The sequence below is a fragment of the Pseudanabaena sp. UWO311 genome (genome assembly GCF_006937785.1).
Taxonomy (GTDB): Bacteria; Cyanobacteriota; Cyanobacteriia; order Pseudanabaenales; family Pseudanabaenaceae; genus Pseudanabaena.
On sequence record NZ_SJEE01000010.1, the window covers coordinates 1 to 24528 of the forward strand.

A 24528-nucleotide genomic window follows, 5' to 3' on the forward strand; every position below is an offset into this window, starting at 1 on the left:
ACTTTTGTCTTGCTACGTCACCTTCTTTAGGCAAATATCTTATGCACTGCAACACGCCAAAAGCTTCAGATGTACCGATCGCGATCGCCCAAATCGTAAACACCAATCTTTGTAAAGGAGGCAAATAGCCCAATAACGCTACTGTCTCATTATGAACAGCATTAACTGATGCTTGAGCATTAAAAGAATTGCGCTGATCCTCGTCAAAACGCTGTGCAGGAAAGTGATCTACCGCAATTTGTGGATCGTAAATTAATTTCCACCCCTTTTGTCTCAAAGTCAAAGAGAAAACTACCTCGAAATGCACCTGTGCACCTGTGCCTCTCATTCTTTGATCAAAGCGTAAATCAGCGATCGCTTTACGCCGAAAGCTCATATTTACACCCTTCAGCACATCTACTTCGCGCCCTTCACCGCTGCCAATATGATGATTGCCAATCAATCGCCCAAACCACTGTAACTTTCCTACTACAGGCTTAGAACCATCTTCCAATATTGTCCCGTGATAGACCCAATCACGCCCACCAACTCCACCAACTTGCTCATCTGCTAAATAGTAAGCTTCTATCCTTTCTAGCCAATCAGGATGAGGTGCAGCATCATCATCAGTAAAAGCCACAATATCCCCTGTGGCTGACTCAAGCCCAACATTCATCGCCGCAATTACGCCAACCGCCGTTACTGTTGCTGTATGTAAAGGTAAAGCGCCGCGATCAAAATTTTCTAAAAATTGCCAAGTTTCGAGATCGGTATCGCGGACAACTATCCACAATTCATCAACAGAACGAACCTGTTGCTTTAACGCAGTTAAGCAACGAGCTAAATCTTGTGGGCGCAGGTAAGTGGGAACAATTACTGTTATCTTCATTATTTTTCAATTTCTTTTTTCTCAGTTTCTTTTTGAATGGTTCGAGCAGGTACGCCTATAACCGTCTCTCCGTCATTAACATCGTGGGTTACTACAGCATTTGCTCCAATCACTGCGCGATCACCGATTTTCAAAGTCTGATCTTTGCGCCCCACAAATGCTGCTCCAGCGCCAATGAAAACATCATCACCAATTTGTATTTTGTACGGAGACCCAACCCAAGTTTCTGCTGCTAAAGTTACATTGTGATAGATTTGGACGCGATGTCCAATCTTGACATTTGGATGAATGACGATACCTAAACCGTAATATTTTAGATCGATGTCACGTTCTATTTCCGCTTGATAAGGAAGAATCGCGTGAAAAAACAAAAAATTAATCGTTTTAATTAATCGCGGAATTAACGGGATTTTCAGTTGGTAAGCCTTACAACTTAACCACCACAAGAACGATACATTCATTACTGTACTTTGCTTAAATAGGTTGCTTCAATAAAATTGTTTATTTCAGATGATTTGGCTTGGTTATTGTTAAGTATTACTAAACATTGATGTTTAATTCAAGTTGACTAAGGCAGAATCACAGATCGTATAGACCAAATGTCTGACGTATCGTTTCCGTTAACTTTTGAGAAAGCAAAGTTTTAACAATTTGCCGTAACCTAAACAAGAATAATTCTTTGAATTTAGATTGCTTAAGCATATTTATCTTAAAAGCAGGCAGCCACATATTTTCTGTGTGCCCGATAACATAAATAGCACCTTCAAATGGTAATTTCTCTAAAGGAGTAGAGTTGTTATTCATCAGATGCAGTACGGACTGATGATGTAAAAATTGGAAACCTTTAACATCACTAATATCAAAATTTATATATTTATCCAACAGATTGTAACGGACTATATTGCAAGTACCGCACTTATCCTGAAATTTACTTCTCATGAGGTATATGGAGTTGCTACCCTCTCTATATTCATAGCCTTTTTCAACATACCAACCATTACTTTCAGTATGTTTAGAAACAAAGTCAGCAATGTTACAATTTATTAAATCATCGGCATCCACAATCATGACGTGTGATGGTTGATACTTTTTAGCATAATTTAATCCATACCAAACCTTGAGAGATCTGTCGGTTTCTTTAATGTATAAATCAGAATCCGAATTTGGCATAGGAAAATCTACCTGAATGTAATCTACATTCGGATGTTGAAATGTTATGTCTGGTAACTCATGGCAAACTACAATTGCTTTAAAGTCGGAAGAAGTTTGATTGCATATAGATTTAATGCTACGTTCAAACAGTTGAGATACTAAATGCCAATTGCTAGAAGTTAAGGCACTTTTTAGCGGTACAATAAATACAATCAATTTATTGTTTTATTTAGAGAACACTAATAATTTTAACATGAAATTGTAGCTGATTTTAGGCGCTGGAAAGTTAAAGCGTGATCGACGTATTTGCATATTTTTGGTTGGCGTGAAATGGGCATTTCACAACCCATCCCCCATTAGCTGACCAGTGCCCTGATTCTAAATCAATATTAGTTGTTGTAACTACAATCGCTATTCTATGAGCTAGGGCAAATTTTTGCGATAAATTTAAGTTTCTAAAATGATTAATCTGAACACAATCATAGGCTTAATAGACTACCCCTGTTAAGGTTGCCAACCAAATTGCGTAATCCTAGCGATATAGCTGCGTAAAATTTCGTATCAAAAGTTCAAAAAAATGGATTTTTGAAGGCTGAAACAACCAATCTATGTTCGATATTTTTGCACCTTAACAGGGGTAGCTTAATCTTACTTTTAACGTCATCTCTGAAATGCCTTCTAGGTAAGGATTTTGGCATTAGCCAAATTTGCAATAAGGATTACTTAATGACAATATGTAACGGTGGAATAAGGCTTGTAGAGTTATGAATGTTAACGGTTATGCTAGATCAAAAAGATAACGGGAAAAGTAAGGTAGCTTAATAGACCACAAATTATTGTGTCAATTTTATACAACTTACACCAGAAACCCAGAAGAGCCAAAAAATTCTTGGTTCTATATTGCGTAGAAAGCGCTGTAACTTAAATTGCGCCGGTACATTCATTAATACCTTGAACAAATCGCTGCCCAATTACCTGATTAGAATATTCATTTAAGACTACTGAACGTCCTTTAGCTGCAAGCTCATGACGCAAATCTATATCTTCTATAAGTTGAGTAATGCGATTAGCTAAAACATCAGCCTGAGTCTCAGGGAATGTTAGCCCACCTCCCGTTTTATTAATCAGATTTGGAATTTCTCCTGAATCTGAACCAATCACAGGTGTACCACAGGCGATCGCCTCAATTGTGACACGCCCAAACTGTTCCTTCCAGTTTTTACGAGTTTCAGATGGTAAAACTAATATGTCAAAAGCTGATAAATATTGCGGCGCGTTTTGGTGAGGAATAAAACCAAGATGGGTAATGCGATCACTAATTTTACATTCTTGAGCGATCGCATCAAACGTAGACATATAGTTACCCGAACCAACCACAATTAGTCGCCAAGACAAATTAATAATAGTTTTGAGCGCATAAAGTAAAGTTTTTAAACCTTTTTCTTCAACAATCCTCCCCATATAACCAATCAATACTTCAGAAGCAGAAGCTTGCAATTCGGTTTTAAGTGATGTGTTAGATTCTATTTGAGGTTGGTATATCAAAGGATCGACACTGGCAGGTAATAAAATAGACTTGCCTTTAAAGCCTTTTTGAAGCAATACCTCAGCCGCACTATACGATCCAGAAAAGGCGATCGCACTATTTTCAAGAACAAATTTCTCTGAATAATTGAAGGGGAATGGATAGTGCTTTAAGATATTTTGCCATGTAAAGAAACTGATAGGTTTTTGACCACTAATAAAATTTGCTAGATATAGCTGTGCTGTAGCGGCAGCATATGGCTCGTGATGCACATAGATGAAATCAGGTTGGAGATCGCGTAGGATAGATAAAAAAGTGGCAAAGTAGAAATGTAGAGGCACGCTTCCAGATATGAGAACTGGTAATTCAATGATTTTGCCGCGAAATGTCTTCCATCGCTTAGGAAAAATCACATTGTTGTAGTCATTTTTCCATTTTTTTGGCACAATTATGGTGATTTCCCAGCCAGTTTGCTCTTCTATTTCAGCAAAAAATTGCTGATTAACTGGTGTAACACATGCATGGCTGAGTACAAGTAGCTTCATAAGGCCTCATTCTTTTTGGATTTTGATGCACAAGCCTTTTCATAAACTTGCTCGTATTTTTCAGCTACTCGATCCCATGAAAAATCCTGCGATCTCACAAGCCCCTGTTCTATATAATGGCGTAGCAAATCTGGATTACCTATCAAGCGATTGATACTATTTCCCAATTGATCGTCTTCGGCAATTAATCCATATTTGCCCTCTGTGAGAACTTCTTTCGCACCCAAATTAGGACTTGCAACTACAGCCGCACCTGAAGCCATTGCCTCAATATAGGGGACTCCAAAACCCTCATAGGTACTTGGTAAGCAAAATATCCAAGCCTTTTGAAATAAATCGCTTAGCGTATCAAGGGGAACTCTACCAAAATTACTAATTCTTTCACCAACCAGTGGAATATCACTCACAGCCCATAATTCAGCATTTGGGAACTGCGGCAAAACTTGCTCGCAAAAAGTTTGAGCTAACAAGCTCCCGCGCTTTCTCCCCCCCGCCGAACCTACAAACAAAATAGTTGGATGCTCAGATTTTTGAGCTGGTTTGAACCGTTGAATGTCCACACCACAGGGAATTATATCTGAGATAACTGGGATACGCAGCCTTGTTGCTTCAGAAACACCAACATTTATATCTGCTACCCAAGTGCCTGCAATTTCCAAATAGAAGAAAATCGACTGTAAAACGCGTCTTTTTAGATTAACTGCAGAAGAAGCTTCATCCTTAGCAGAACCATGAAAAGTCCTAACCTGTGGGTGTTTTCCCCACATTAAATAATTATCTCCATGGGAATGAATAACATCAAATCCAACAAAATTCGTGCGTAGTAAATGATAAGCTAATAGAAAAGGTTGAAATTTAGGTGTTCTTAGAGTAGGTGGATACTGACTGACACTATACAAACAATCTTTATAATGAGGGCTAAAAGTAAACATTGTGACATCATGTCCACGACTAACCAATGTATTAGACAAATAATGAGATTGAAAGGCCACGCCCCCATTTGACTCATTGGGCAAGTCAGCATGTATCATTGCAATTTTCATAAGTCAATATCTTAAAGCAAATAAAATTTTAAGCGCAAAATTTCTGTAAAAAATAAAATACTTGCAATGTGCGACTTAAGCCAATTAAGTTACAGTAAATTTGCTAACGGAAATTAACTTAAATTTATAAATAATTACAACAAGCTATTTCCATGCCTAAAAAAGGCTATAGCAAAATGCCTTAAGCTCCTTAATTGTTGTCGCCCCAGCAAAAAGACGAAATATAGACTGCATAATGATAGCACGAATTATTGAAGCAAAAATGTCTTTAGCACTTTTAGTAGGAATTCTCATTATGAAACTGATTTTTGTAATTGAGAATGGCTGTTTATTTAGGGCTTGTAAAAATCAGAATAACTGATAAAATAATGTTTCATATATAAGGAATTACCACAATCCATCCCAATTCAAATAGCATAAACAGATCAGTACTGCACAGTTAATGAGTGATGGATGCTCAAACGCCCATTTCATAAGGACAAAAAAGATGCAAATAAGTCGATCATATTTTAGCTGTCCAGTGCTGATTTGTTTGACAGCTCTGATCCGACCTTTGCCAATATCAGGTGTCCTAAGAAGCTAAGGATTAGCTACAAGGTAAAGAAGTATTGTAGTAATGGATGGAATCCAAATGGCTCCAATGTGATTTTCTTGTTTCTTATCTGTGGAATGTCAGTTAGTTTTTTTCTGGAAGATGCTTTTTCCCTACATTCAGTTCAATTAATTTTATTAGCAATTTCAAATTAATTTATGAAAATATTAAGTCATCGAGGGTATTGGCAAACCGAGGCTGAAAAAAACACGATAGATGCTTTTGTTCGTTCTTTTCAGTTAGGGTTTGGCACTGAAACAGATATACGAGATCGCAATGGACAGCTAGTTATATCTCACGATCCCCCGACTAATGAAGCATGTTCTATCGAAAAATTTCTAGAGATCTATAAGCAATATGGGGAGGGTTTACCATTAGCGCTGAATATCAAAGCCGATGGGCTGCAAAAAACTCTTCAGCAAATTCTGTTGGATTACGATATCAACAACTATTTTGTCTTTGATATGTCTATTCCTGATACACTTTCGTATCAGCGAAATCACATGAACTTTATGATCAGAGAAAGTGAGTATGAAAAAGAATTGCCTTTTTATGCCTACTCCGTAGGTGTTTGGCTCGATTGTTTTGAGAGTGAATGGATAACCCAAGCAGACATCAAGAAACATCTAGACGCTAAAAAAATCGTATGCCTTGTATCACCTGATTTGCACAAAAGAGAATATAAATCTTTTTGGGCAAAAATCTCTGATTGGGAACTACACAAAAATGATAGTTTAATGATATGTACTGACTACCCCGAAACAGCGAGGCTTTTTTTTAATGGTTAAAATCAAAGCGGTCATCTTTGATATGGATGGAGTGCTTATTGATGCAAAAGAATGGCACTATGAAGCATTAAATCGGGCACTTGCCTTATTTGGCTACGAAATTAGTCGCTACGACCACTTAGTCACCTTTGACGGCTTGCCAACTAGGCGTAAGCTGGAAATGCTAAGTATCGAACGAGGACTACCGAACTGCTTGCATGGATTCATTAACGAGTTAAAGCAAAATTACACTATGGAAATTGTCCAAACCAAGTGTAAGCCAGTCTTTCAACACGAATACGCGCTCTCGAAAATCAAAGCACTTGATTACAAACTCGCAGTTGCCTCCAACTCTATTCGCGATAGCGTCGAAATAATGATGAAAAAAAGTAACTTATTAAAATATATGGATGTTTTGATGAGCAATCAAGATGTTGTCAAAGGCAAGCCCAATCCAGAAATTTATCTCAGCACAATTTCTAAACTGGGACTAGAACCTTCTGAGTGTCTTGTCGTCGAAGACAACGAAAACGGCATTAAAGCCGCCAAAGAAGCGGGTGCAAATCTCATGGTTGTAGAATCTGTTTATGATGTTACCTTTACCAACATAATGGCTCAAATTCATCGATACGAGGCAATTCAAGCATGAATACTTTAATCTTGATGGCAGGTAGTGATGTTGCTTTTGAAGAGGCAGGGTACTTATACCCCAAAAATCTGGTGGAAATTGATGGGCTACCTTTAGCACAAAGAGTAATTGAAAAGTTAAGTCATTTCTCTGAACCCGATCACAAATTTATTTGTGCTGTTCGCGAAGAGGAAAACAAAAGGTTCTACATTGCCGATGTGATTCGTCTACTAGTTCCAAATGCAATCATTATTGAAGTCAAAGGTTCAACTGCTGGTGCAGCTTGTACAGCACTTCTGGCTGCTGAATATATTAATAATGATGAGCCTCTACTAGTCACGAGTGGAGATCAAATAATTGCAGAAGATATTACCGCAATTATTAATGGTTTTAAAACTAAAGGATTAGACGGAGGTACGCCTGTATTTGAATCAGTGCATCCTCGCTGGTCTTATGTTAAATGTTCTGAAGATGGTTTGGTGATTGAAGCATCAGAAAAACGTCCTATTAGCAATCTTGCCACCGCTGGACTATATTACTTTGCTAAAGGATCTAACTTTGTTAGCGCAACCATGGAAATGATTAAAAAAGACGATCATGTTAATGGTAGCTTTTACATCTGTCCCGTATACAATCAAATGATTTTAAATCAGGCAAAAATTGGTGTTCGCAAGATCCCTAAAAGTAATTACTTCAAACTAGCAGGCGTACAAGAAGTTCAAGCCTATTCAGAGTATCTGCACTCTTATTCTCTATCCACTCAGAGGAATACCAAATATGCGTAGTGACAAACTGGAAAATATGTTCAGGGGTTGGTTTGTGGGTAATTTTACACCCACTCTTTACCAAACCAATGATGTTGAAGTAGCGGTAAAAAACTACCCAGCAGGCGCTACGGAAGAATGGCACTACCACAAAATTGCAACTGAGCTAACGGTGATTATTTCTGGAGAAGTGGAAATGTGCGATCGCCGCTTTGGTGCAGGAGAGATTATTGTGATGGAACCTGGTGAAGGCACAGGTTTTGCGGCAATTACCGATGTCACAACCGTTGTGGTCAAAGTCCCTGGCGCTAACAATGATAAATATCTCAAAGAGGAGTAAAATGCTCAATATCGTTATACCGATGGCAGGCCGGGGTAGTCGCTTTCAGAAAGCGGGGTTTACTCTACCAAAACCACTCATCCCCGTCCATGGGCGGCCAATGATCAGGTTAGTAATTCAAAACCTTCGTCCAAAATGCGATCATCGCTTTATCTTTCTTTGTCTCGAAGAACATATAAGAACATATAAGCTTGATCAGAGTCTCCGTGATTGGTCGCCTAATTGTGAAATTGTACTTGTGGATGCTGTAACAGAAGGCGCTGCTTGCACAGTATTGCTTGCTAAGGATTTGATTGATAATGATGATGCTTTGATGATTGCCAACAGCGATCAGTGGGTGGATATTGATATCAATGACTACTTGAAGTTTATGGAAACATCAGGCGCAGACGGCTTAATCATGACTATGACTGCCGATGATCCCAAGTGGTCTTTTGTACGCTTTAATGAGCAAAGTGCGATCTGCGAAGTTGTCGAGAAAGAGGTTGTATCTAACGAAGCAACTGTTGGAATTTACAATTACTGTCGAGGCAAAGATTATGTAGAGGCGGCAGAAGCAATGATTGCTAGAGATTTTCGTGTGAACGGTGAGTTTTATGTTGCTCCTGCTTACAATGAAATGATTGCTAAAAACATGGAAATTGAGTGCTATAACATCGGCAGCGAAGCTAACGGCATGTATGGTTTAGGTATTCCTACGGATCTAAGCAAATTTGAAAGTTTACCTATTTCCCAAAAAGCGATCAGTCAAATTTCGTAGAGATTGGTTGATCTCACGCTGTTTTTTATTTATGAAAATACTTCTTAACTGAACCTATGCAAATATCTGACAAGCAACCACTTCTTTCCATCGCAATCCCCGTCTACAATGGCGAAAACTTTTTAGAAAAGTGCCTAAATTCAGTTTCAGATGCAGTTGCGAAACTAGACAAAACAGAACAAAACTTAGTAGAGGTAATTCTCTGTGATAACTGCTCTAGCGATCGCAGTTTAGAAATTGCTCGTAATCATAAATTTGAATGTGCCTACCAATTTATCCAAACTCCTGAATATTACGATAATCGAACTTTGAACTGGCGACATGCTCTCGCGCAATCCCAAGGAAATTGGATGATGATGCTCCATGCGGATGATCTGATGTCAGTAGATGGTCTTGGGAACTTGTTAGCTGCTTGTAAATCGCAAGTCAATAGCTCATCCGTGATGATAGCAGGTCGAATCAGAACCTTTAGTGATACATCAAGTCCCAGCAGACTTAAACCATTGTGGGCATCTCGAACCATGATCAGTGGAGAAGAACTACGCAAACGGGTCTTACCCCTTATTTGTCCTTTCGTCCCATTTACAGTAATGCGCCGTTCAGCATATATAGAAGTTGGTGGACTAAACATAGCTTACGAACTTGTTCAAGACTGGGAGCTATGGATTCGCTTATTGTCTCTTGGAGATCTTTATTTTTATCCTAGCGAATTTGGACTATGGCGCACTCATGGGTTCTCTGAAAAGTACGCCAAAATTTTTGCTGTTGAACACACACTTTTATCACTTGATATTAGAAACCTTGTGCCAAACTTATCGTCTAATCAGGCTCAAATTTGTATGGAAATTCAGTTAGCAAAAGCAAGGAACTGGCTCCCAGATATATCAACAGAGGGCTTCAGTCAGATAATTCAGAATGCACCTGACACTTTAATTAAATCTTTTCCTTCCTATGAAGAAGCACAAAAAAGATTGAAATGGGCAAGTAGACAAGTTTCTCTATGGCTCTACTGGTTAAGATTTTTGGGTATGTTTCGACTATAATGGCTCTAGCTCATAATAGATAGTCTGCTACGACTTTTCTGCATCAATAAAAGTTTTGTATCTCAGATCTGAATCGGCACTATTTTGTAACAAATTTGATTTGTAATAATAATTGCGGCCAGATAGCGCTAGAGACAAAGATGACCAAAGTAGCATACCAGAAGCGCCCTTCATTGATGCACCTGCAAACAGATAAAAAATTGATTGCAGTATCATTGCATGAATTATCGAAGCAAAAATATCTCTGGTTGTTTTAGGACTCTTAAAGATCAAGATCAACAGTGCAATTAAGGAACCCACATAAGGGATAGAGCCAACCCATCCCAAATCAAATAACATAACCAAAATCGCACTGTCATATCCAGTACCAACTCCAATTCCTCGCCCAATATATGATTGGAGAGCATCATTAAATAGAATATTGTAGAGTCCTTGCCTTTCTTGGAAACTACCATCATTACTAATATCAGATAGTGTTTCTAATCTTTTCGTAATAGTCGAACCAAAAGGTTCCATTGTTGCGAGAGGAATTACTAACGCGGCGAGTACTAAAATAGTTAAAACTAGTTTAAATTGTTGTTTTGGTTTGATATTCGCACTTATAAATATCATTCCGAAAAACCAGCTTAACCAACCAGTTCTCACTACAGATAGCAAGAATGATAAGGCTCCAAACCCAGCGGCTGGAAGAACTAAAAAGCTTTGGCAGCTAAATAGAATCAATAAACCCGCAGCCATAAAGACAGCAAATGTACCTGAAGCATTCATCGTACTCCAAACTCTTATGCCTAGAGGCTCTGGCTTACCCATACTAGATAGTACATTGGGTGCGTTAGCTAACCAAAAGCGATCCCATTCAGGAGCTACCAAATATTGATAGACTCCATAAATTCCCATGATTAAGACTCCCCATAAGAAAACCTTCTGAAGATTGCGACAATAGGCAGGATATCTATGCCAATTAATATATAGATGATATGCAAACAATATCGGTGATATCCATTCTAAAAATGCCACAGTAACTGAGACAAAGTTATTACTGTTAATAAGCCCTACTAAGTAACCGTATACCACACCACTGATTGCCAATATGAATGGAATTGAACCTTGTTCTTTTGATTTGGATAAATTTAAGTAAAGTGTGTATACGCATATTAGAATTGCTACATAGGGTGCTAAAAGCATTGGACTTGGATCTGAAAATGTTCCAGCCCGAAAGTCGGCAATACGTCGGACAAGCGGCGTCAAAAGAAACAGCCACCAAACAAAACCTGCATACAAAAAATGATGCCGAAAATATAGCTTCAACGAAACAACAAAAGCCCCAAATGGGTAAATAACATTGAGTGATTTAGCCCCGACTCCAAACGCCATTAAAATTACAGCAACAAACAGAAAAATTGTTGTCCAAGCATCAGCAGGCTTAAAAAAGGCAAGGAAGTTATCTTGCTGAGTATAAGTTTCAGGTGCGTTGTCTTTGTTCATCACAAATACTTTGACATCATAGTTTTGGTAATTGTATTTCTTTTAATAGGGCAATTTGAGATTATCAGTAAGACAAAATCTATATTGCCCGCTAATCGAGTAGTTTAGATTCTTTTTAACGATGTCGGCCTAATGTCGTAATGTATAAAACGGCTTCATCGCTGGGAATGCCAAGAACGTCATTGACCAGATCGTCAAAGAAACCTGCAATGCCGCTTACGCCGACACCTAAGCCGATCGCAGCCAGATTTATGCGTTGTCCTAGATGTCCTGCATCCATATGTAGATAACGATAAACGCGATCACCATATTTAGCTACAGCTTTTTGAAGATCGGCGGTGTGGAAAATGACGGCTCCTGAATCGCGTCCGAGGTCTTGACCGAGACAGAGATAATGTAATTCATCACGAAAGTTTTTAAAGCGAATTTGGCGTAGCTCTTGTGACTTGGGTGCGTAGTAATAGCATCCTTCGTCTAGGCCAACTACACCTGTTACGGCTACAAAGGTCTCGATCAGACTGAGGTCGAAATAGTCAGGATTACCATCAATACCCTGATCAGTATAGTGTTGCGGCTGATAAGTAAAGTCAAGAATTGCTTTGAGTTCGGCAAGTTCTAACTTTGCGCCACTGTATTCACGGGTTGATCGCCGTTGCAAGATGGTATTTTCGAGCATTTCCAGATCATCGCCCCAGTGAATGCTTTCAGTTTTAGTACAGACTTTTGCGCAAAAAGGAAAGTTGTACTTATCGAGATCTTGCTCAGGAATTTGTTCGATATCATCTGATTTTTGGCCATCTATCTGCTCTAAAAGCTTCTGCATATTTGGCTGTTCAGAAATTTGAGTAGATCGGTGTAGATATTCTAAAAGCTCACCATCAGGTAGCTTAGGATAACTGGTGACAGTTGCTGATGGCAGGGCTGTCATAATTCCTCTAGAAATATTGAGCGATCGCTGCATTGGTTCTCGCGATTCCTGACCTCTGCCAATGCGCTCTTCATCTTGCAGATCGAGGATTGGCGCGATCGCGATCGTCCCTTCAACCTCTTTATCCAAAAACAACAGTTCATTGACTGCTTCATCGGCAAATCCCCCAATTAGTGATGATTGATAATCCTCAATTGAGCTAGCAAGTTCAATATTTCCGAGCAAATGCCCTGTATCCAGAAAAATTCGTCGATAAGCCCGATCTTGATAGCGCCATGCAGATCGATGAAATACTGCGGTGATGGCGATCGCCATGCGGGTATTTTGTAAAGCGGGATGAGCAAAACAAGCCTGTTGCAAACCAGCCCAAACATTATTGTCTTGCCAAAAATGGATCAAGCTATGGGTGCGGACTTGATAGTTATAGAGCCCTGCGGACAAAAGCGGTGTCCCCGCTGAGATCAGATATAACTCTGCGGGATATAGCCCTCCAGCCGAAGGAGCCGATCGCAAATAAAAAGCCTCACCAGTTACGGTCGGTACTCGCGCCGTCAATCCATAGCTACAGAATAGTAACCTAGATAGCCTTCGCCAACGACTTATCAATAATCCATCGCGATCAGACTGAATTTCTTCAGTAAGATATGGCTTTAGATCATAAACCGTACCAATTTTATAATCCTTGTATGGCGATGGTTGGGTACTCCAATCTAGTCCCTGACTCTTACTAGCAAGGGTGGCAGGTGCATACTTAGTCCGTTCATGATAATGTTCGGCGAAGGAAATTCTGGCTTCGGGCATGTTTTTGCAACGTGACGTAAATAGGCATTTACAAACCCAAATTTGTAAGATTGCGCCCCGCAGGGGCGCAATCTTACAAATTTGGATAATTTATTTTGTATAGCAAAAAAAGAGTTAGCTGGTACAAACCAAAATCCCAGAAGTGAGTTGCGGCGCGAAGCGCCGCAACTCACTTCTGGTTTTATGTCCTAAGCAAACCTTGCTTTGCTATACAAGTACTTAGCTTAAAATGTTATATCAGTTTGCACTGTCGTCGTTGCTTTGCGTCGATGACAGTGTCAGATTATCTCCGCGAGTTGCTTAAATCTGAATCATATTGCTGTACTCCGTCAGTAGCTCATCGTAAGTGAGGCTGTCTGTATCCGCTTGAGGACTCCAAAGCAACTCAAAAACCAATAAATGACTAGCTTGGATCGAAGCGATCGCCTCTAATGCTTGGCGTAACTCTTGAATATTTTTGATATCACCAAACAGTGGCTTATCATGTTCAGTCCCAATCAACAGCGTCACCACAATATAAGCGGATGGGTCTTTGTCTGGGGATGCAATCGCTGTTGATCGCTGGGCAACTCTGCCCCTGATATTCACTAATGTTTCTTCGCTAAACTTGGTACGTTCTTCTAGAGACAATTTATTAAAGACTTCTTCAGCTTTGTCTCGATGCACTGATTGTGAACTGGAGGAAACATGTGTCCAATTTTCTGGAGTACGTACTAAGGCAAGTGCTGACTCTTGCATCAAGGTCATCAACCCTTCTGGTGTATCAGTATCAACTTCAAGAGTTAACTCCGTCAATCTGGCTTGCACTTCGCGGGCTTGGGCAAAGAGTGCAACTTGGAGTTTGCTAACCGTAAAGGTTGCATTCCATAAGTCATTTCCTCCTCCAATCTGTTTAGAACGCATCATGATCGCTCGAATAATAAAGTAGACGATCGCAAAAATAATCAATAAAATTATTATCCAGACAAACCAAGACATACCATTCGACGATGTGGAAGTTGTGGCTCGGTAAGGATCATAGGGTGAGTTATTCGACGGATTATTGATAATTACTGGGGCGACGATGGTCGATGGTCGATTTGGTGATGGTTGGCTAGGGGTAGTTAATGCGTCCCGATCATTGGAAGGACTAGATGGAGTTGAGGGTGATGATTTGGATGTACTAGAACTACTAGGCTTTGAAGGAGACGAACGGGTGAAAGAGCCACCACCGCTTCGACCAGCACTACTTTTTGCGTAGACTTGTTGATCTTTGAGCAAGAATGTATCTAATTTACGATCGTTAAAGCCTAACTCAATCGCTTGAACCATCGAGAATGCCAGTAACGTGGATACAAAGAACTGAAATTTTGTCTTACGCACGGTTGTTATAGTTATTCAAAAATTTCAAGGTAGTCGCGATCGCCACCAGATTGTTGGGATTGAAACAGCAATTGCTCAGCTAAAGAGACCAGTTCTTCAAAACTTATGTCAGGAATCTGTTGGTTTTGATTGTCTAAGGCTGTTATTACACCACCGATACTTATCGTTAAAGGAAATAACAACCCTGAAGAAACGGCGATCGGATGACTACGAATACTCGTAAGAAGATTCAAAGATAGTTGCTTACCACTTGTCGTATCACTATGGGGAGTGACACATACAAACTCATCTAAACCATGACGATAGATTAAGCTATTTGGCATACAACTATGGCTTAATCGTCCAGCGATCGCATTAATAGCCTCATTACCGATTTTCTTGCCGTAAGAATCGACAATTGCTTTAAACAGATCAATATCAATGATCAATACACTTAAGAAACTGTAATTCTTGTAAGTACCAAATCCCTTAAGTTGCTGCATCATCTTAGGCATGACATCAGCAAAGGTTTGCTCACTTAAAACCTTGGTTAAAGAATCAGACAAGCCAAGTGCATCCAGCAAGTCATTTTGAGCGAGCAACCTTTGATTGGCCCATGTTAATGACTTTGTCAAAGCAGTGAGTCGGATTCCTGTTCTCAATCTTGCTTTGAGCTCAGAGCCATCTATTGGTTTGTTGAGAAATTCATCTACACCAGTATCGAGACCAATTTGGCGTTGTTGGGAGTTAGAATCTTCCACGATCAAGACAAAATATATTGCCATTAACTCGGGATGCTCAAGATTTGACTTGCTCCGATGACAAAGTACTAAACCTGACACATCTGGGATTGCCCAATCAGCTATGACGATCGCAGGTTTCTTTTGGAGAATTATTTCCCACGCTTTTTCGCCACTGGTTTCAGTAATGAAATTATATTTTTCAGATGTTAAAACTTCAGCGATCGCCGATAAAATCTGGCGATCGCCACTAGTAACTAGAATTAGCGAATTATGACAATAATATTTTAGTCTACGGAAATCCAAGGTGTTTGCCTCGCCATATCTTTAGTCTGCGGAAATTCAGCCTTAGCGAGAAATACTCGGAATTTATTTCTTACCCCAGCCAAATAGTCCACCTTTTTTTTCTGGTGGCTTTTCTGGTGGCTTTGGAGTTGCACTCACTTGATTAATGTATTTGACGGCTATTGGCTCTTTAGGATCGAGTTTGAGTGCTTTTTGAAAGCTTGCCTTGGCGATCGCCGCCGCATTTTGATTCATCTGTACTAAACCCTTGAGTGCATACACCTTAGCGTTATTAGGATCAAGTTTTTCAGCGCTAATCAATTCCTTGAGTGCATCTGTCCATTGTTTCTTGCTAATAAACAGCTCAGCCATATTCAAATTGCGTAGGGCTGGCGATTGAGCAGGTTTTGCCGCAGGAGTCGCTTCTGCATTACCGACCTGACTGCCAACAGGAGTCGCAGTGCTACTGCCAGAAGAAAAACTAAGACTGGTTTGGGTAAACAAATATACGAGATTTAACTCACTTAGAGTGGCGGTGTATTCCATGATCGAGTCGAGTGTTTCATACTGTTTAGGTGAAATTTCCTCGATATATTGCTTGTAGGTGATTTCATGGGGGATACGATACAGCTTTTGAGCTATTTCAGTGCTGAGAGTTGGTGTTTCTTCTTTTTGCTTTTTGCCTTGGGCAAACATTCTCAAAGTTGCCAAATATTCACCACGTTCGCGATCGCTATTCAGTAATTGATAGGCTGGGCTGACCATCTTCGAGAAATATTTGGTCGCACTCTCTTTTTCTTCGGCATTTCTGCCAAATACATCTGGATGCAAAATCTTCGCAAGTTTGAGAAATTTTTTGCGAATCTGCACTGGATCAGTGGTCATTGGTAAACCGAGTATGGCGTAATGATCGCTAATACCGTAACTGGCAAGTCCTTTGTTGATTTTAAAGTTTTCTGGCTTTCCCACAGGTTCCACCTCTTAAGTATTTGTTCGAGTTTACCCTCTTGACGCATCTCTGTTAAAGTCTTATCTACAGCTTTTTTAAGTGATACATCATCTTTGTTGACGATCGCGACTAGACGAATTGGAATTAACGGCTCCCCAACAATTATAAAGTTGGGATTGTTGCGTACTTGCCATACTGCCACAGGTTCGTCAAGGATCATGGCATCAAGTTGGCGATCGCGTAATTGGATCACCATCCGATCAAGATCCCGTGACGAAAAAAGGCGAATGGCGTTGCCTCTATTTTTATTATAGGTTTCGGCGATCGCAGCGCCTCCGCTATTTGCCACAACCCCAACTCGCTTGCCGATCATATCGCGCAAGGATTTGATTTGTGTTCCATCAGCCCTAATCAATAAACGCTGAGAACTACGATAATATGGTGTCGTTTCAATGAATTTGCCTTTATTATCTCCTGATTCCAAGGCTCCTTCTTCCCTTGCACTAAGAAGAATATCAACTTGTCGTGATGCCAAATTTTCGGGCTGGGTTGTCCAAGGAATATTAATTGGACGTGGCTCAATGTTTAGCCTTGCAGCAATTTCTTGAATAATTTCTAGCTCAAAGCCATCATAAAACTGGGTCTTAGCATTCCAAAACATATAGGGTCCACCGATCGCAGCATCGATTCCCACCCGTAGATGTCCGCGTCGCATGACGATACCGAGGCTGCTATCTTCAGCAAATACTGGCGATGTAACGCTAACTACACTCAGACATAAACCTGTGTAAATTGCAAAGCCAGCGATTTTTTTGGCAAATTTAAACATTAATTTTTTAGTCAAGCGATCACTACAAATATACCAATATCGCTATCATTCATTTGGTTTAGATAAAGTGATGCTCATGTGCTATGACTGCTATTACTTAGCAAATACCTAATGCCCATTTTATTCGGGTGGCTCCAAAATTTATGATGTGTAAAGTACTTATTCCTCAAAGTAACTTTTTGATTGCCAAAACGACTAAGCTAAGTCGGCATACATATCTCGACTGTACATTGACAATCTTGATATGTACTTCTTTGAGTGTGACAATACCAAGCTATTTTTTGCCCTTAGAGACGATCTCGCAAACTTGGCTAGTAGCTCAGTTTAGCGGCACTAATTTTGGCTTAGGTCTACCCAAAACTGCAAGCACAGGCGGAGGTACAAGACTTGTCAATCCCGACTTAGAAATTGATAGAGCTGTCCCTATCACTCCCCCAAGAACGCTTAGAGGTGGTGCTTCATCTGCCCCTATCGATAGACAACCACAACTATTGAGAGAGCAGCAACTACCATTACTGATCTTGATTACACCTGAAGATGGGGCAAAGACAGCGATTTCACAACCTACGCTTTATTGGCATTTGCACGACAAAAATGCTCCAGCTTCTGCATCAGAAATTGATAATCTCGAAAATAATTCGTCTAAAGTAAACGCAAAAAATCTCTTTGCAGGGAAGCTTAGCCTCACCACCTCAGAGGGAGATAAATCGATTACGATTTTTCAAACTGATCTAAAAATGTCCAGCGGTTTATCTAGCTTCAAAATACCGATCGTCGCTTCTTTGCAACCATCTAAAACCTATCGTTGGCAAATCACTGTAAAGGATAAACGTGCCAAGGAAGTTACGGCAAGCGGCTGGATTGTTTATACGCCACCTAATGATAATCTTCAAAAATCCTTGATGCGTGCCTTGACTATTCGCGATCGCGCCAAGATTTATGCTGAAGCAGGATATTGGTTTGAGGCGATCGATGGCTATACCCGTTGGCTAAACTTTAAACCCGAAGATCTAAAAGCTAGAACCGCCAAAAATGAAATTTTGAAATCAGGATTTGTAACCAATAAAAACTTGGATTTTGATTCTTTTATTGGTTTATTAAATGCCGATACGCCAAAAAACAAGCAAGTTGTTATAGATAAGTAAATTACAGACCGCACCGCAAAGAATTACTCAAAGTTGACTACACTACCAGACATGAATACAAAAAAAATTTTGTTTGTGAGCTATACCGCAGTCTTAGGTGGGGGAGAGCTTTGTTTACTCGACTTTGCCCATGCTTATCGTGAGACTAGTCAAGTAGTGTTATTAACTGATGGCATCTTAAAAAATCGACTCGAAGATTTAGGCGTAAAGGTTGAGGTTATGCAAGCATCGCGATCGCTAGCGGATGTGAAAGTATCAAGTGGATTGGCTTCGCTCAAATCCATCGGTGATTTATGGCGATTGGGTAAGCAAATAGCCCAAAAGAGCAAAGATTTTGACTTGATTCATGCCAATAACCAGAAAGGGTTTGTGGTATCGGCGATCGCAAGATTATTTGGCGGTGCGCCTGTGGTTTGGCACTTACATGATATTTTAACCTCTGATATTTTTAGCTCCACTAATCGTCGTATTGCAGTAACTTTGGCAAATTGGTTTGCCACGCGAGTAATTGTTAATTCCCAAGCTACAGGTGAAGCTTTTCTTGCCGTAGGTGGGAAGCGACAATTATTACGTACGGTTTATAACGGATTTAATGTTGAAACATTTGATCAAATTAATGACTATCAAAAGAACTTACGGGAAGAATTAGGGATTCCTCGCGATCGCAATTTGATTGGTATGTTTAGTCGTTTATCTTATTGGAAAGGACAACATATTTTGCTGGAAGCCGCGAGTAAGCTCCCTGATGTGCATGTTTTATTAGTTGGTGATGCTCTTTTTGGCGAATTTGAGTATACGGAGAAATTAGAAAAAATTGCAGCGAGAGAAAGTTTGCAAGGGCGCGTACATTGGCTAGGATTCCGTCAAGATATTCCTGCATTAATGAAAGCTTGTGATGCGATCGCCCATTGTTCGACTGCTCCCGAACCCTTTGGTAGAGTAATCGTGGAGGCGCAATTATCAAAACGTCCTGCGATCGCTACCATCGGCGGCGGGACTTGCGAAATTATTGAAAATGGGATTACAGGCTTACTGATTCCACCAAATGATCCGCAATTACTTGCTGATGCTATGCAAGAAATTTTTAGCGATCTTGCTGCTACTCAGAGAATAGTCGAAACTGCCTATATCCAAGCCCAAGCTAAATTTTCGATTCCTTCAGTTTGTCAAGCTTTTGAAATGGCGATCGCAGGTGTTTAGTATTAGAGTGGGTGCAAAGCGCCTACTCTAAATGTATGTAATTTCGCAAAAGTCATCAAATATTGATAGAAAGCCTAATTAGCTCATCTATTGGGGTAATTGAGGCTGTAAGGTTAATCAAAGTATTTTTTTTAGATTAGTTGAGGCGTTAAATGCTAACAGACAGCGATCGCGTTCAGGTTCTAAGTGAAGCCCTGCCTTATATGCAGGAATTTTCAGGGCGTACCATTGTCGTCAAGTACGGCGGGGCAGCGATGAAAGAAGAAAACCTGCGACAGGACGTGATCCGAGATGTCGTGACGATGTCATTTATGGGACTGCGCCCCGTATTAGTTCATGGCGGGGGACCTGAAATCAATACATGGCTAACGAAGCTCAACATCAAACCGCAGTTTATCGATGGTTTGCGTGTTACCGATGCTGAGACAATGGAAGTAGTGGAAATGGTATTAGTGGGGCGAGTCAACAAGCAGATTGTCGAAATGATTAATCTGGCTGGTGGTTCTGGTGTGGGGTTGTGTGGTAAAGATGGCAACTTGATTCGTGCTCGTCCACAGGGAAATGATGCGATCGGCTTTGTCGGCGAAGTTAGTGGCATTAATATCGGTTTACTTTCAACCTTACTGGAAGCAGGACATATCCCTGTTGTGTCCAGTGTGGCAACCGATGAGACTGGTCAGTCCTACAACATCAATGCTGATACGGTTGCTGGTGAACTCGCCGCCGCCTTGGGAGCTGAAAAATTAATCTTGCTTACCGACATTGCAGGTATTTTGCATGATTACAAAGATCCCAGCACTCTCTACCGTAGTTTGACGATCAGCAAGGCGAGAGAATTGATGAATAGCAATGTCGTCAGTGGTGGCATGATTCCCAAAGTACAGTGTTGTGTGCGATCGCTAGCTCAAGGTGTGAAAGCAGCACATATTGTTGATGGTCGTGTGCCCCATTCACTGCTATTGGAAATTTTCACTAATAGTGGGGTTGGCTCAATGATTGTTGCTTCGGAAAACACGCTCTAAGAAATCATTTAAGGATTAACTTTTGCTAGGGGCGAGTGGATCTAGGCAATTTTTAAATGGTTTCTTAGAGATCAGGCGTGCTTCATAAGCCCTTATCTTTTGGATGAAATTATGGCAGATGCTGATGATTCTGATAATCAACAAACTGTAGCGGATCAATCAAAGAGCGCCTCTGAATCAGCTCAATTTGATCCGTCAAAACCTAATACATTAAGAACCCTAATCTCACCTAAACGTGGGCAAACTGGATCTAGTTTGCCCACGCTTAGGTTGCCCAGACTTAAATTGCCCAAATTTAAGTTGTCGAAACCTAAATTACCCTTCAAAAAAATCCATTTTCTCTGGTTGTGGCTAGCAATTATTTTGTTCAGCTATAGCTGTATGGGATATTTCCTTTCAGTATTGTTAACTATCCCAGCCCGACGGGATTTAGCGATCGCAGGCTTCGTGATCATCGGATTATTCCCAATTATTTCCGCCTTTGCTGACTATGCTCTGATGAAATGGAGCTATTTGATCAGTGGTCTTTTAGTTATTGGCGGTTTATTTTTCTTAGTACGGTTGAAGTTTAATCTTTTGCTTTTTGCGATCATTGCTTGGGTGGGTTTAACTGCAATTGCCTTTGTTGGGGATGTTTTGATTAGACAACGCAAGTTATGGATCGCGATCAGCATATTGACAATTCCTTGTTTGATTGGACTAGGAATTGGCTATCAAGTATGGCGACTAGCTACTCAATGGAGTTAAATCAAAAAAAGCGAGCTTAGCTCGCTTTTTTGATTACTCTTCTGTTTCAGCCTCTTCAGCCATTGGATAGACAAAACCATCATTTTTGCCTGAGAGGATGGACTTACCTAAAGAAATAGCTTTTTGAGCATGAACTGCGGCTTTCCTCTTCCATACTGCTTTGCGGCTATCTCTCTTAGATTTAGAAGTTTTCTTCTTGGGTACTGCCATGACGTGATCCCTATATTAAATGTGATTATTTTCTAGTTAGAAAATTTTTGACAACCTTTCTATCATAAGCGAAATCATGAATGTTGCGAACACAATTTTGATTGTCTAAGCAATTTTGGTGTTTGCTGCGCCTAGCTAGGCGCAACAAACACCAAAATTGCTTTTTTGAATTAGAACTTAGTCTTTATGACGCGAAGCTTTTATTTGATCGATAAAAAACTCTTCGAGAGTTTGGCGGGCTAGCTCGATCGCGATCGCCTTAGCCCCAATACTAGCGATATAGGTCAAAAACTCTGGCAAATCCTTAGCTAATTGACCATGCCAAGTATCATTTTGGAAAATTAAATGTTCCAACCAAGGTTGCAACTCTGACTCAGAGCCACCATGACCGCTGACTTGATAGGACTGCTCTGTCCCCAACAACTCATTTAAAGTTCCCATCGCCACAAGTTCGCCTTTGTTGAGAATACCTATGCGATCGCAGATCAGCTCCACATCAGACAAAATATGGCTGTTAAAAAATACAGTTTTACCCTGATTCTTGAGCATCAAGATAATTTCGCGCACCTGATATCGCCCAACAGGATCAAGCCCAGACATTGGCTCGTCAAGAAATACAATTTCAGGATCATTGATGAGAGCTTGTGCTACGCCAATTCTCTGCACCATACCTTTAGAATATTGGCGCAATTGTTTTTTTCGAGCTACTGACTGTGATAGACCAACAAGATCTAACAGATCAGCAATGCGCTGGCGGCGTAATGTCGGCGCAACCCCAAACAAACTGCCAATAAAATCCAGTAGTTCCCAGCCAGTCAAATAGTCGTAGTAATAAGCATTTTCAGGTAAATAACCGATTGACTGCTTAGCCGTGCGATCGCCTAGGGGATATCCTAAAATTTCACCAGTTCCTGCTGTGGGCTTCACAATACCCAACAAAATCTTTAATAATGTGGTTTTACCTGCCCCATTAGGACCTAACACACCAAAGGTTTCGCCTTGGCGAATGGTTAATGAAAAATCCTGTAAAGAACTAATTTTTTGATTTAACCAAAAGCCAGTACGATAAGTTTTGCTCAAACCATCTGCCACAATGGCGTTGCTCTGAATAATCTGAGTCTGGGATTCATTAGTCAATACTTCTACCATAGCTGCCGATCAAAGCTGCAAAGTTCATGCTTTAAAACATTATTTTAACGTCAGTTCGGGTTAATTTAAAAATGAGGATAATCTTGATGTCTACACAATTTCTGCCCCACACCTTCAATTCTTGAATCACAAGGATTCACATACCTAATACCAAATAAAAAAATGGCTACGCTATTTCTTAATTTAAAAACCCTTACTGGGTCTGTTTTTTTGATTTTGGTATAAGTCCCTGTGCAGAATAAGTGAAACCCTTAAGGTTGCGCCCCTGCGGGGCGCAACCTTAAGGGTTTGGGGTGTAATTAATTAAGCGTGTCTACTTATTTAGAAGAAAGATAAAAATAGTTAGTCCGCTAATAGGTATGTGTCAATAGATAACCTATACAATGTAATCAAACAAGGCTAGATAGCGCCCAGCTATGAGTAACATTTTTTTGCTGCCACCAAACCTAGACAAGAAGGAGCGTTTTGCTGCTTCTTGGGAATATTTGCTAGAAAACATTCCAGACTTAGGTCAAGATTTCGTTGACTTTTTAACACAGCGATCGGGCAAGCCAAGTTCAACCTTTGTTAAATCTGTTAGCCATCCTTTTTTTGCGTCAAGCATCCAGCCTGATATACTTTTGGAGTGTCAAGACTTTGATATTATCTGTGATCATCGCTTGGAGAGCCAGCTAAACAAGCTCTCTTTAGACTCATTATTCATTTTGGCTAAGTCTCAAACTAAGAAGACCTATATCGCAGTAATTAGTAATAGTTATTGCTTAATCGAACCTGAGGTTTTAGCTGGGGTTTTAGCAAAACAATATTATCTCCAGCCATATGATGATACAAATTCATCTATGCCATATTTTTGCTGGCAAGATGTATATGTTTTGGTAGCTCAGAAGCAAGAACGCCTTGCCCATGAGTTTGCTGAATACATGCATTTCATGGATATGCAACCTTGGCAGCATAGTGAATGGGGTAATTTGTTTCTTAATCCTGATGTAGCAAAAACTTTTAGTCAGCAATGGGCGCAAACAATCGATTATTTCCGAGAAATGGAGATTGACGCTAAGCCGAGTGGTTATAGTGCTTTAGAGGTCATTTATCCTCTACCTTGGTTGCAATTGCTTTATATCTATGTAGCAAGATCTGTTAGTCATAACGATCTCCAAGCTGTGAGTCCCTATCTTGTAGCGACAATTTGGATTAAGGGGGATGCAAAAACTCAGATTCAGGCTTTTCATGGCATTTCTGATCGCTTTACACTACCAGATAATAATCATATTACAGTTGAGATTAGAGCGAGTTTGGCAGATGGTCTATGGACAACCAAAGCTGGTAACAGACCTAAACTAGCTGCGACATATTACACATCTCTTGATCGTCTTGTAGCTTTAGATTCTCTGCAAATCCAGCAAAACTTGTTGGCTTTTTCTAAGGCAGTTTTTGTCCATGCTCAAAGCATATCAAGCTAAAGGCAATCAACGCCTTGAGCTTGAATTCGTAAGGTGGGCATTGCCCCATCTACTGTTTTTATCTGTTTTTATACCAATTCACGAAAGTATAGCTACACTTTCGTGAATTAAGAACCAAATCCTGTAAGGGTTTTACAGCGCTTTGCGCGCAAACCCAAACCAAGATAAATTTAGAAAGCGTTGCGAAGCAACGCTTTCTAAATTTATCTT

Annotated in this window: 24 protein-coding genes; 11 read left to right on the forward strand and 13 right to left on the reverse strand. The window is 40.1% G+C overall.

Annotated elements, in window-relative coordinates:
* The 5 genes from PseudUWO311_RS09675 to PseudUWO311_RS09695 all read right to left on the reverse strand — a co-directional run.
* The coding region (locus PseudUWO311_RS09675) for a glycosyltransferase family 2 protein (RefSeq protein WP_142655049.1) at positions 1 to 868 on the reverse strand (868 nt) is incomplete at its 3' end.
* Entirely contained in the window at positions 868 to 1329 is a 462-nt protein-coding gene (locus PseudUWO311_RS09680; protein ID WP_142655050.1) for a serine O-acetyltransferase, read from the reverse strand. The genes PseudUWO311_RS09675 and PseudUWO311_RS09680, both read right to left, overlap by 1 nt.
* Positions 1330 to 1447: 118 nt before the next feature.
* Positions 1448 to 2236, reverse strand: coding sequence for a glycosyltransferase family A protein (locus PseudUWO311_RS09685; RefSeq protein WP_142655051.1), 789 nt, complete (start codon positions 2234 to 2236; stop codon positions 1448 to 1450).
* A 705-nt stretch (positions 2237 to 2941) separates the two neighbouring features.
* Positions 2942 to 4090 (reverse strand): glycosyltransferase family 4 protein, encoded by a 1149-nt coding sequence (locus PseudUWO311_RS09690; protein WP_142655052.1) that lies wholly within the window; start codon positions 4088 to 4090, stop codon positions 2942 to 2944.
* Positions 4087 to 5133: a glycosyltransferase family 4 protein gene (locus PseudUWO311_RS09695; RefSeq protein WP_142655053.1), complete on the reverse strand. Its 1047-nt coding sequence runs from the start codon at positions 5131 to 5133 to the stop codon at positions 4087 to 4089. The genes PseudUWO311_RS09690 and PseudUWO311_RS09695 overlap by 4 nt, the downstream gene beginning before the upstream one ends.
* A gap of 750 nt (positions 5134 to 5883) precedes the next feature.
* Between PseudUWO311_RS09695 and PseudUWO311_RS09700 the strand changes: the two genes are divergently transcribed.
* From PseudUWO311_RS09700 to PseudUWO311_RS09725, 6 genes are read left to right on the forward strand one after another with little or no spacing between them, the layout of a single operon-like run.
* Positions 5884 to 6513 carry a hypothetical protein gene (locus PseudUWO311_RS09700; protein ID WP_142655054.1) on the forward strand — a complete coding sequence of 210 codons (630 nt, stop codon included), beginning with the start codon at positions 5884 to 5886 and terminating at the stop codon, positions 6511 to 6513.
* Entirely contained in the window at positions 6506 to 7141 is a 636-nt protein-coding gene (locus PseudUWO311_RS09705) for an HAD family hydrolase (protein WP_142655055.1), read from the forward strand. The genes PseudUWO311_RS09700 and PseudUWO311_RS09705 overlap by 8 nt, the downstream gene beginning before the upstream one ends.
* A complete protein-coding gene (locus PseudUWO311_RS09710; protein ID WP_142655056.1) occupies positions 7138 to 7905 on the forward strand; it encodes a glycosyltransferase family 2 protein in 768 nt (255 codons plus the stop codon). Before PseudUWO311_RS09705 ends, PseudUWO311_RS09710 begins: the two co-directional genes overlap by 4 nt.
* On the forward strand, positions 7898 to 8224 hold the full coding sequence (locus PseudUWO311_RS09715) for a cupin domain-containing protein (protein WP_142655057.1): 327 nt from the start codon (positions 7898 to 7900) through the stop codon (positions 8222 to 8224). The genes PseudUWO311_RS09710 and PseudUWO311_RS09715 overlap by 8 nt, the downstream gene beginning before the upstream one ends.
* A gap of 1 nt (position 8225) precedes the next feature.
* Positions 8226 to 8984: a glycosyltransferase family 2 protein gene (locus tag PseudUWO311_RS09720; protein ID WP_142655058.1), complete on the forward strand. Its 759-nt coding sequence runs from the start codon at positions 8226 to 8228 to the stop codon at positions 8982 to 8984.
* 56 nt (positions 8985 to 9040) lie between these two features.
* Positions 9041 to 10027 carry a glycosyltransferase gene (locus PseudUWO311_RS09725; RefSeq protein ID WP_142655059.1) on the forward strand — a complete coding sequence of 329 codons (987 nt, stop codon included), beginning with the start codon at positions 9041 to 9043 and terminating at the stop codon, positions 10025 to 10027.
* Positions 10028 to 10054: 27 nt separating this feature from the next.
* Here the strand turns inward: PseudUWO311_RS09725 and PseudUWO311_RS09730 are convergent, their stop codons facing one another.
* The 6 genes from PseudUWO311_RS09730 to PseudUWO311_RS09755 form a co-directional block, all read right to left on the reverse strand.
* Positions 10055 to 11512 (reverse strand): O-antigen ligase domain-containing protein, encoded by a 1458-nt coding sequence (locus PseudUWO311_RS09730; protein ID WP_142655060.1) that lies wholly within the window; start codon positions 11510 to 11512, stop codon positions 10055 to 10057.
* Positions 11513 to 11627: 115 nt separating this feature from the next.
* The gene (locus PseudUWO311_RS09735) at positions 11628 to 13241 is read right to left on the reverse strand and encodes a SagB/ThcOx family dehydrogenase (RefSeq protein ID WP_142655061.1); all 1614 of its coding nucleotides are present in this window, start codon (positions 13239 to 13241) and stop codon (positions 11628 to 11630) included.
* Between the two features lie 300 nt (positions 13242 to 13541).
* Positions 13542 to 14552, reverse strand: coding sequence for a DUF1517 domain-containing protein (locus tag PseudUWO311_RS09740; protein WP_142655062.1), 1011 nt, complete (start codon positions 14550 to 14552; stop codon positions 13542 to 13544).
* A gap of 62 nt (positions 14553 to 14614) precedes the next feature.
* Positions 14615 to 15628 (reverse strand): diguanylate cyclase, encoded by a 1014-nt coding sequence (locus tag PseudUWO311_RS09745; protein ID WP_142655063.1) that lies wholly within the window; start codon positions 15626 to 15628, stop codon positions 14615 to 14617.
* A gap of 63 nt (positions 15629 to 15691) precedes the next feature.
* Positions 15692 to 16576, reverse strand: coding sequence for a J domain-containing protein (locus PseudUWO311_RS09750; protein WP_142655064.1), 885 nt, complete (start codon positions 16574 to 16576; stop codon positions 15692 to 15694).
* Positions 16489 to 17385, reverse strand: coding sequence for a substrate-binding periplasmic protein (locus tag PseudUWO311_RS09755; RefSeq protein ID WP_142655065.1), 897 nt, complete (start codon positions 17383 to 17385; stop codon positions 16489 to 16491). Before PseudUWO311_RS09755 ends, PseudUWO311_RS09750 begins: the two co-directional genes overlap by 88 nt.
* A 143-nt stretch (positions 17386 to 17528) precedes the next feature.
* On the opposite strand from PseudUWO311_RS09755, the gene PseudUWO311_RS09760 reads away from it, so the two are divergent.
* From PseudUWO311_RS09760 to PseudUWO311_RS09775, 4 genes are all read left to right on the forward strand, one after another.
* Entirely contained in the window at positions 17529 to 18530 is a 1002-nt protein-coding gene (locus tag PseudUWO311_RS09760) for a DUF928 domain-containing protein (RefSeq protein ID WP_142655066.1), read from the forward strand.
* A gap of 51 nt (positions 18531 to 18581) precedes the next feature.
* Positions 18582 to 19730, forward strand: a complete 1149-nt coding sequence (locus tag PseudUWO311_RS09765) for a glycosyltransferase family 4 protein (RefSeq protein WP_142655067.1) — start codon at positions 18582 to 18584, stop codon at positions 19728 to 19730.
* A gap of 152 nt (positions 19731 to 19882) precedes the next feature.
* Positions 19883 to 20752: an acetylglutamate kinase gene (argB, locus tag PseudUWO311_RS09770; protein WP_142655068.1), complete on the forward strand. Its 870-nt coding sequence runs from the start codon at positions 19883 to 19885 to the stop codon at positions 20750 to 20752.
* A gap of 111 nt (positions 20753 to 20863) precedes the next feature.
* Complete coding sequence (locus tag PseudUWO311_RS09775; RefSeq protein WP_142655069.1) at positions 20864 to 21499, forward strand: hypothetical protein; 636 nt, start codon at positions 20864 to 20866, stop codon at positions 21497 to 21499.
* Positions 21500 to 21532: 33 nt separating this feature from the next.
* Here PseudUWO311_RS09775 and rpmF read toward each other — a convergent pair whose 3' ends face one another.
* Together rpmF and PseudUWO311_RS09785 are read right to left on the reverse strand one after the other, a co-directional pair.
* The gene (rpmF, locus tag PseudUWO311_RS09780; RefSeq protein ID WP_103668198.1) at positions 21533 to 21709 is read right to left on the reverse strand and encodes a 50S ribosomal protein L32; all 177 of its coding nucleotides are present in this window, start codon (positions 21707 to 21709) and stop codon (positions 21533 to 21535) included.
* Between the two features lie 177 nt (positions 21710 to 21886).
* Positions 21887 to 22858, reverse strand: a complete 972-nt coding sequence (locus PseudUWO311_RS09785; protein WP_142655070.1) for an ABC transporter ATP-binding protein — start codon at positions 22856 to 22858, stop codon at positions 21887 to 21889.
* A gap of 416 nt (positions 22859 to 23274) precedes the next feature.
* Between PseudUWO311_RS09785 and PseudUWO311_RS09790 the strand changes: the two genes are divergently transcribed.
* Entirely contained in the window at positions 23275 to 24318 is a 1044-nt protein-coding gene (locus PseudUWO311_RS09790; RefSeq protein WP_142655071.1) for a hypothetical protein, read from the forward strand.
* Positions 24319 to 24528: the final 210 nt, after the last annotated feature.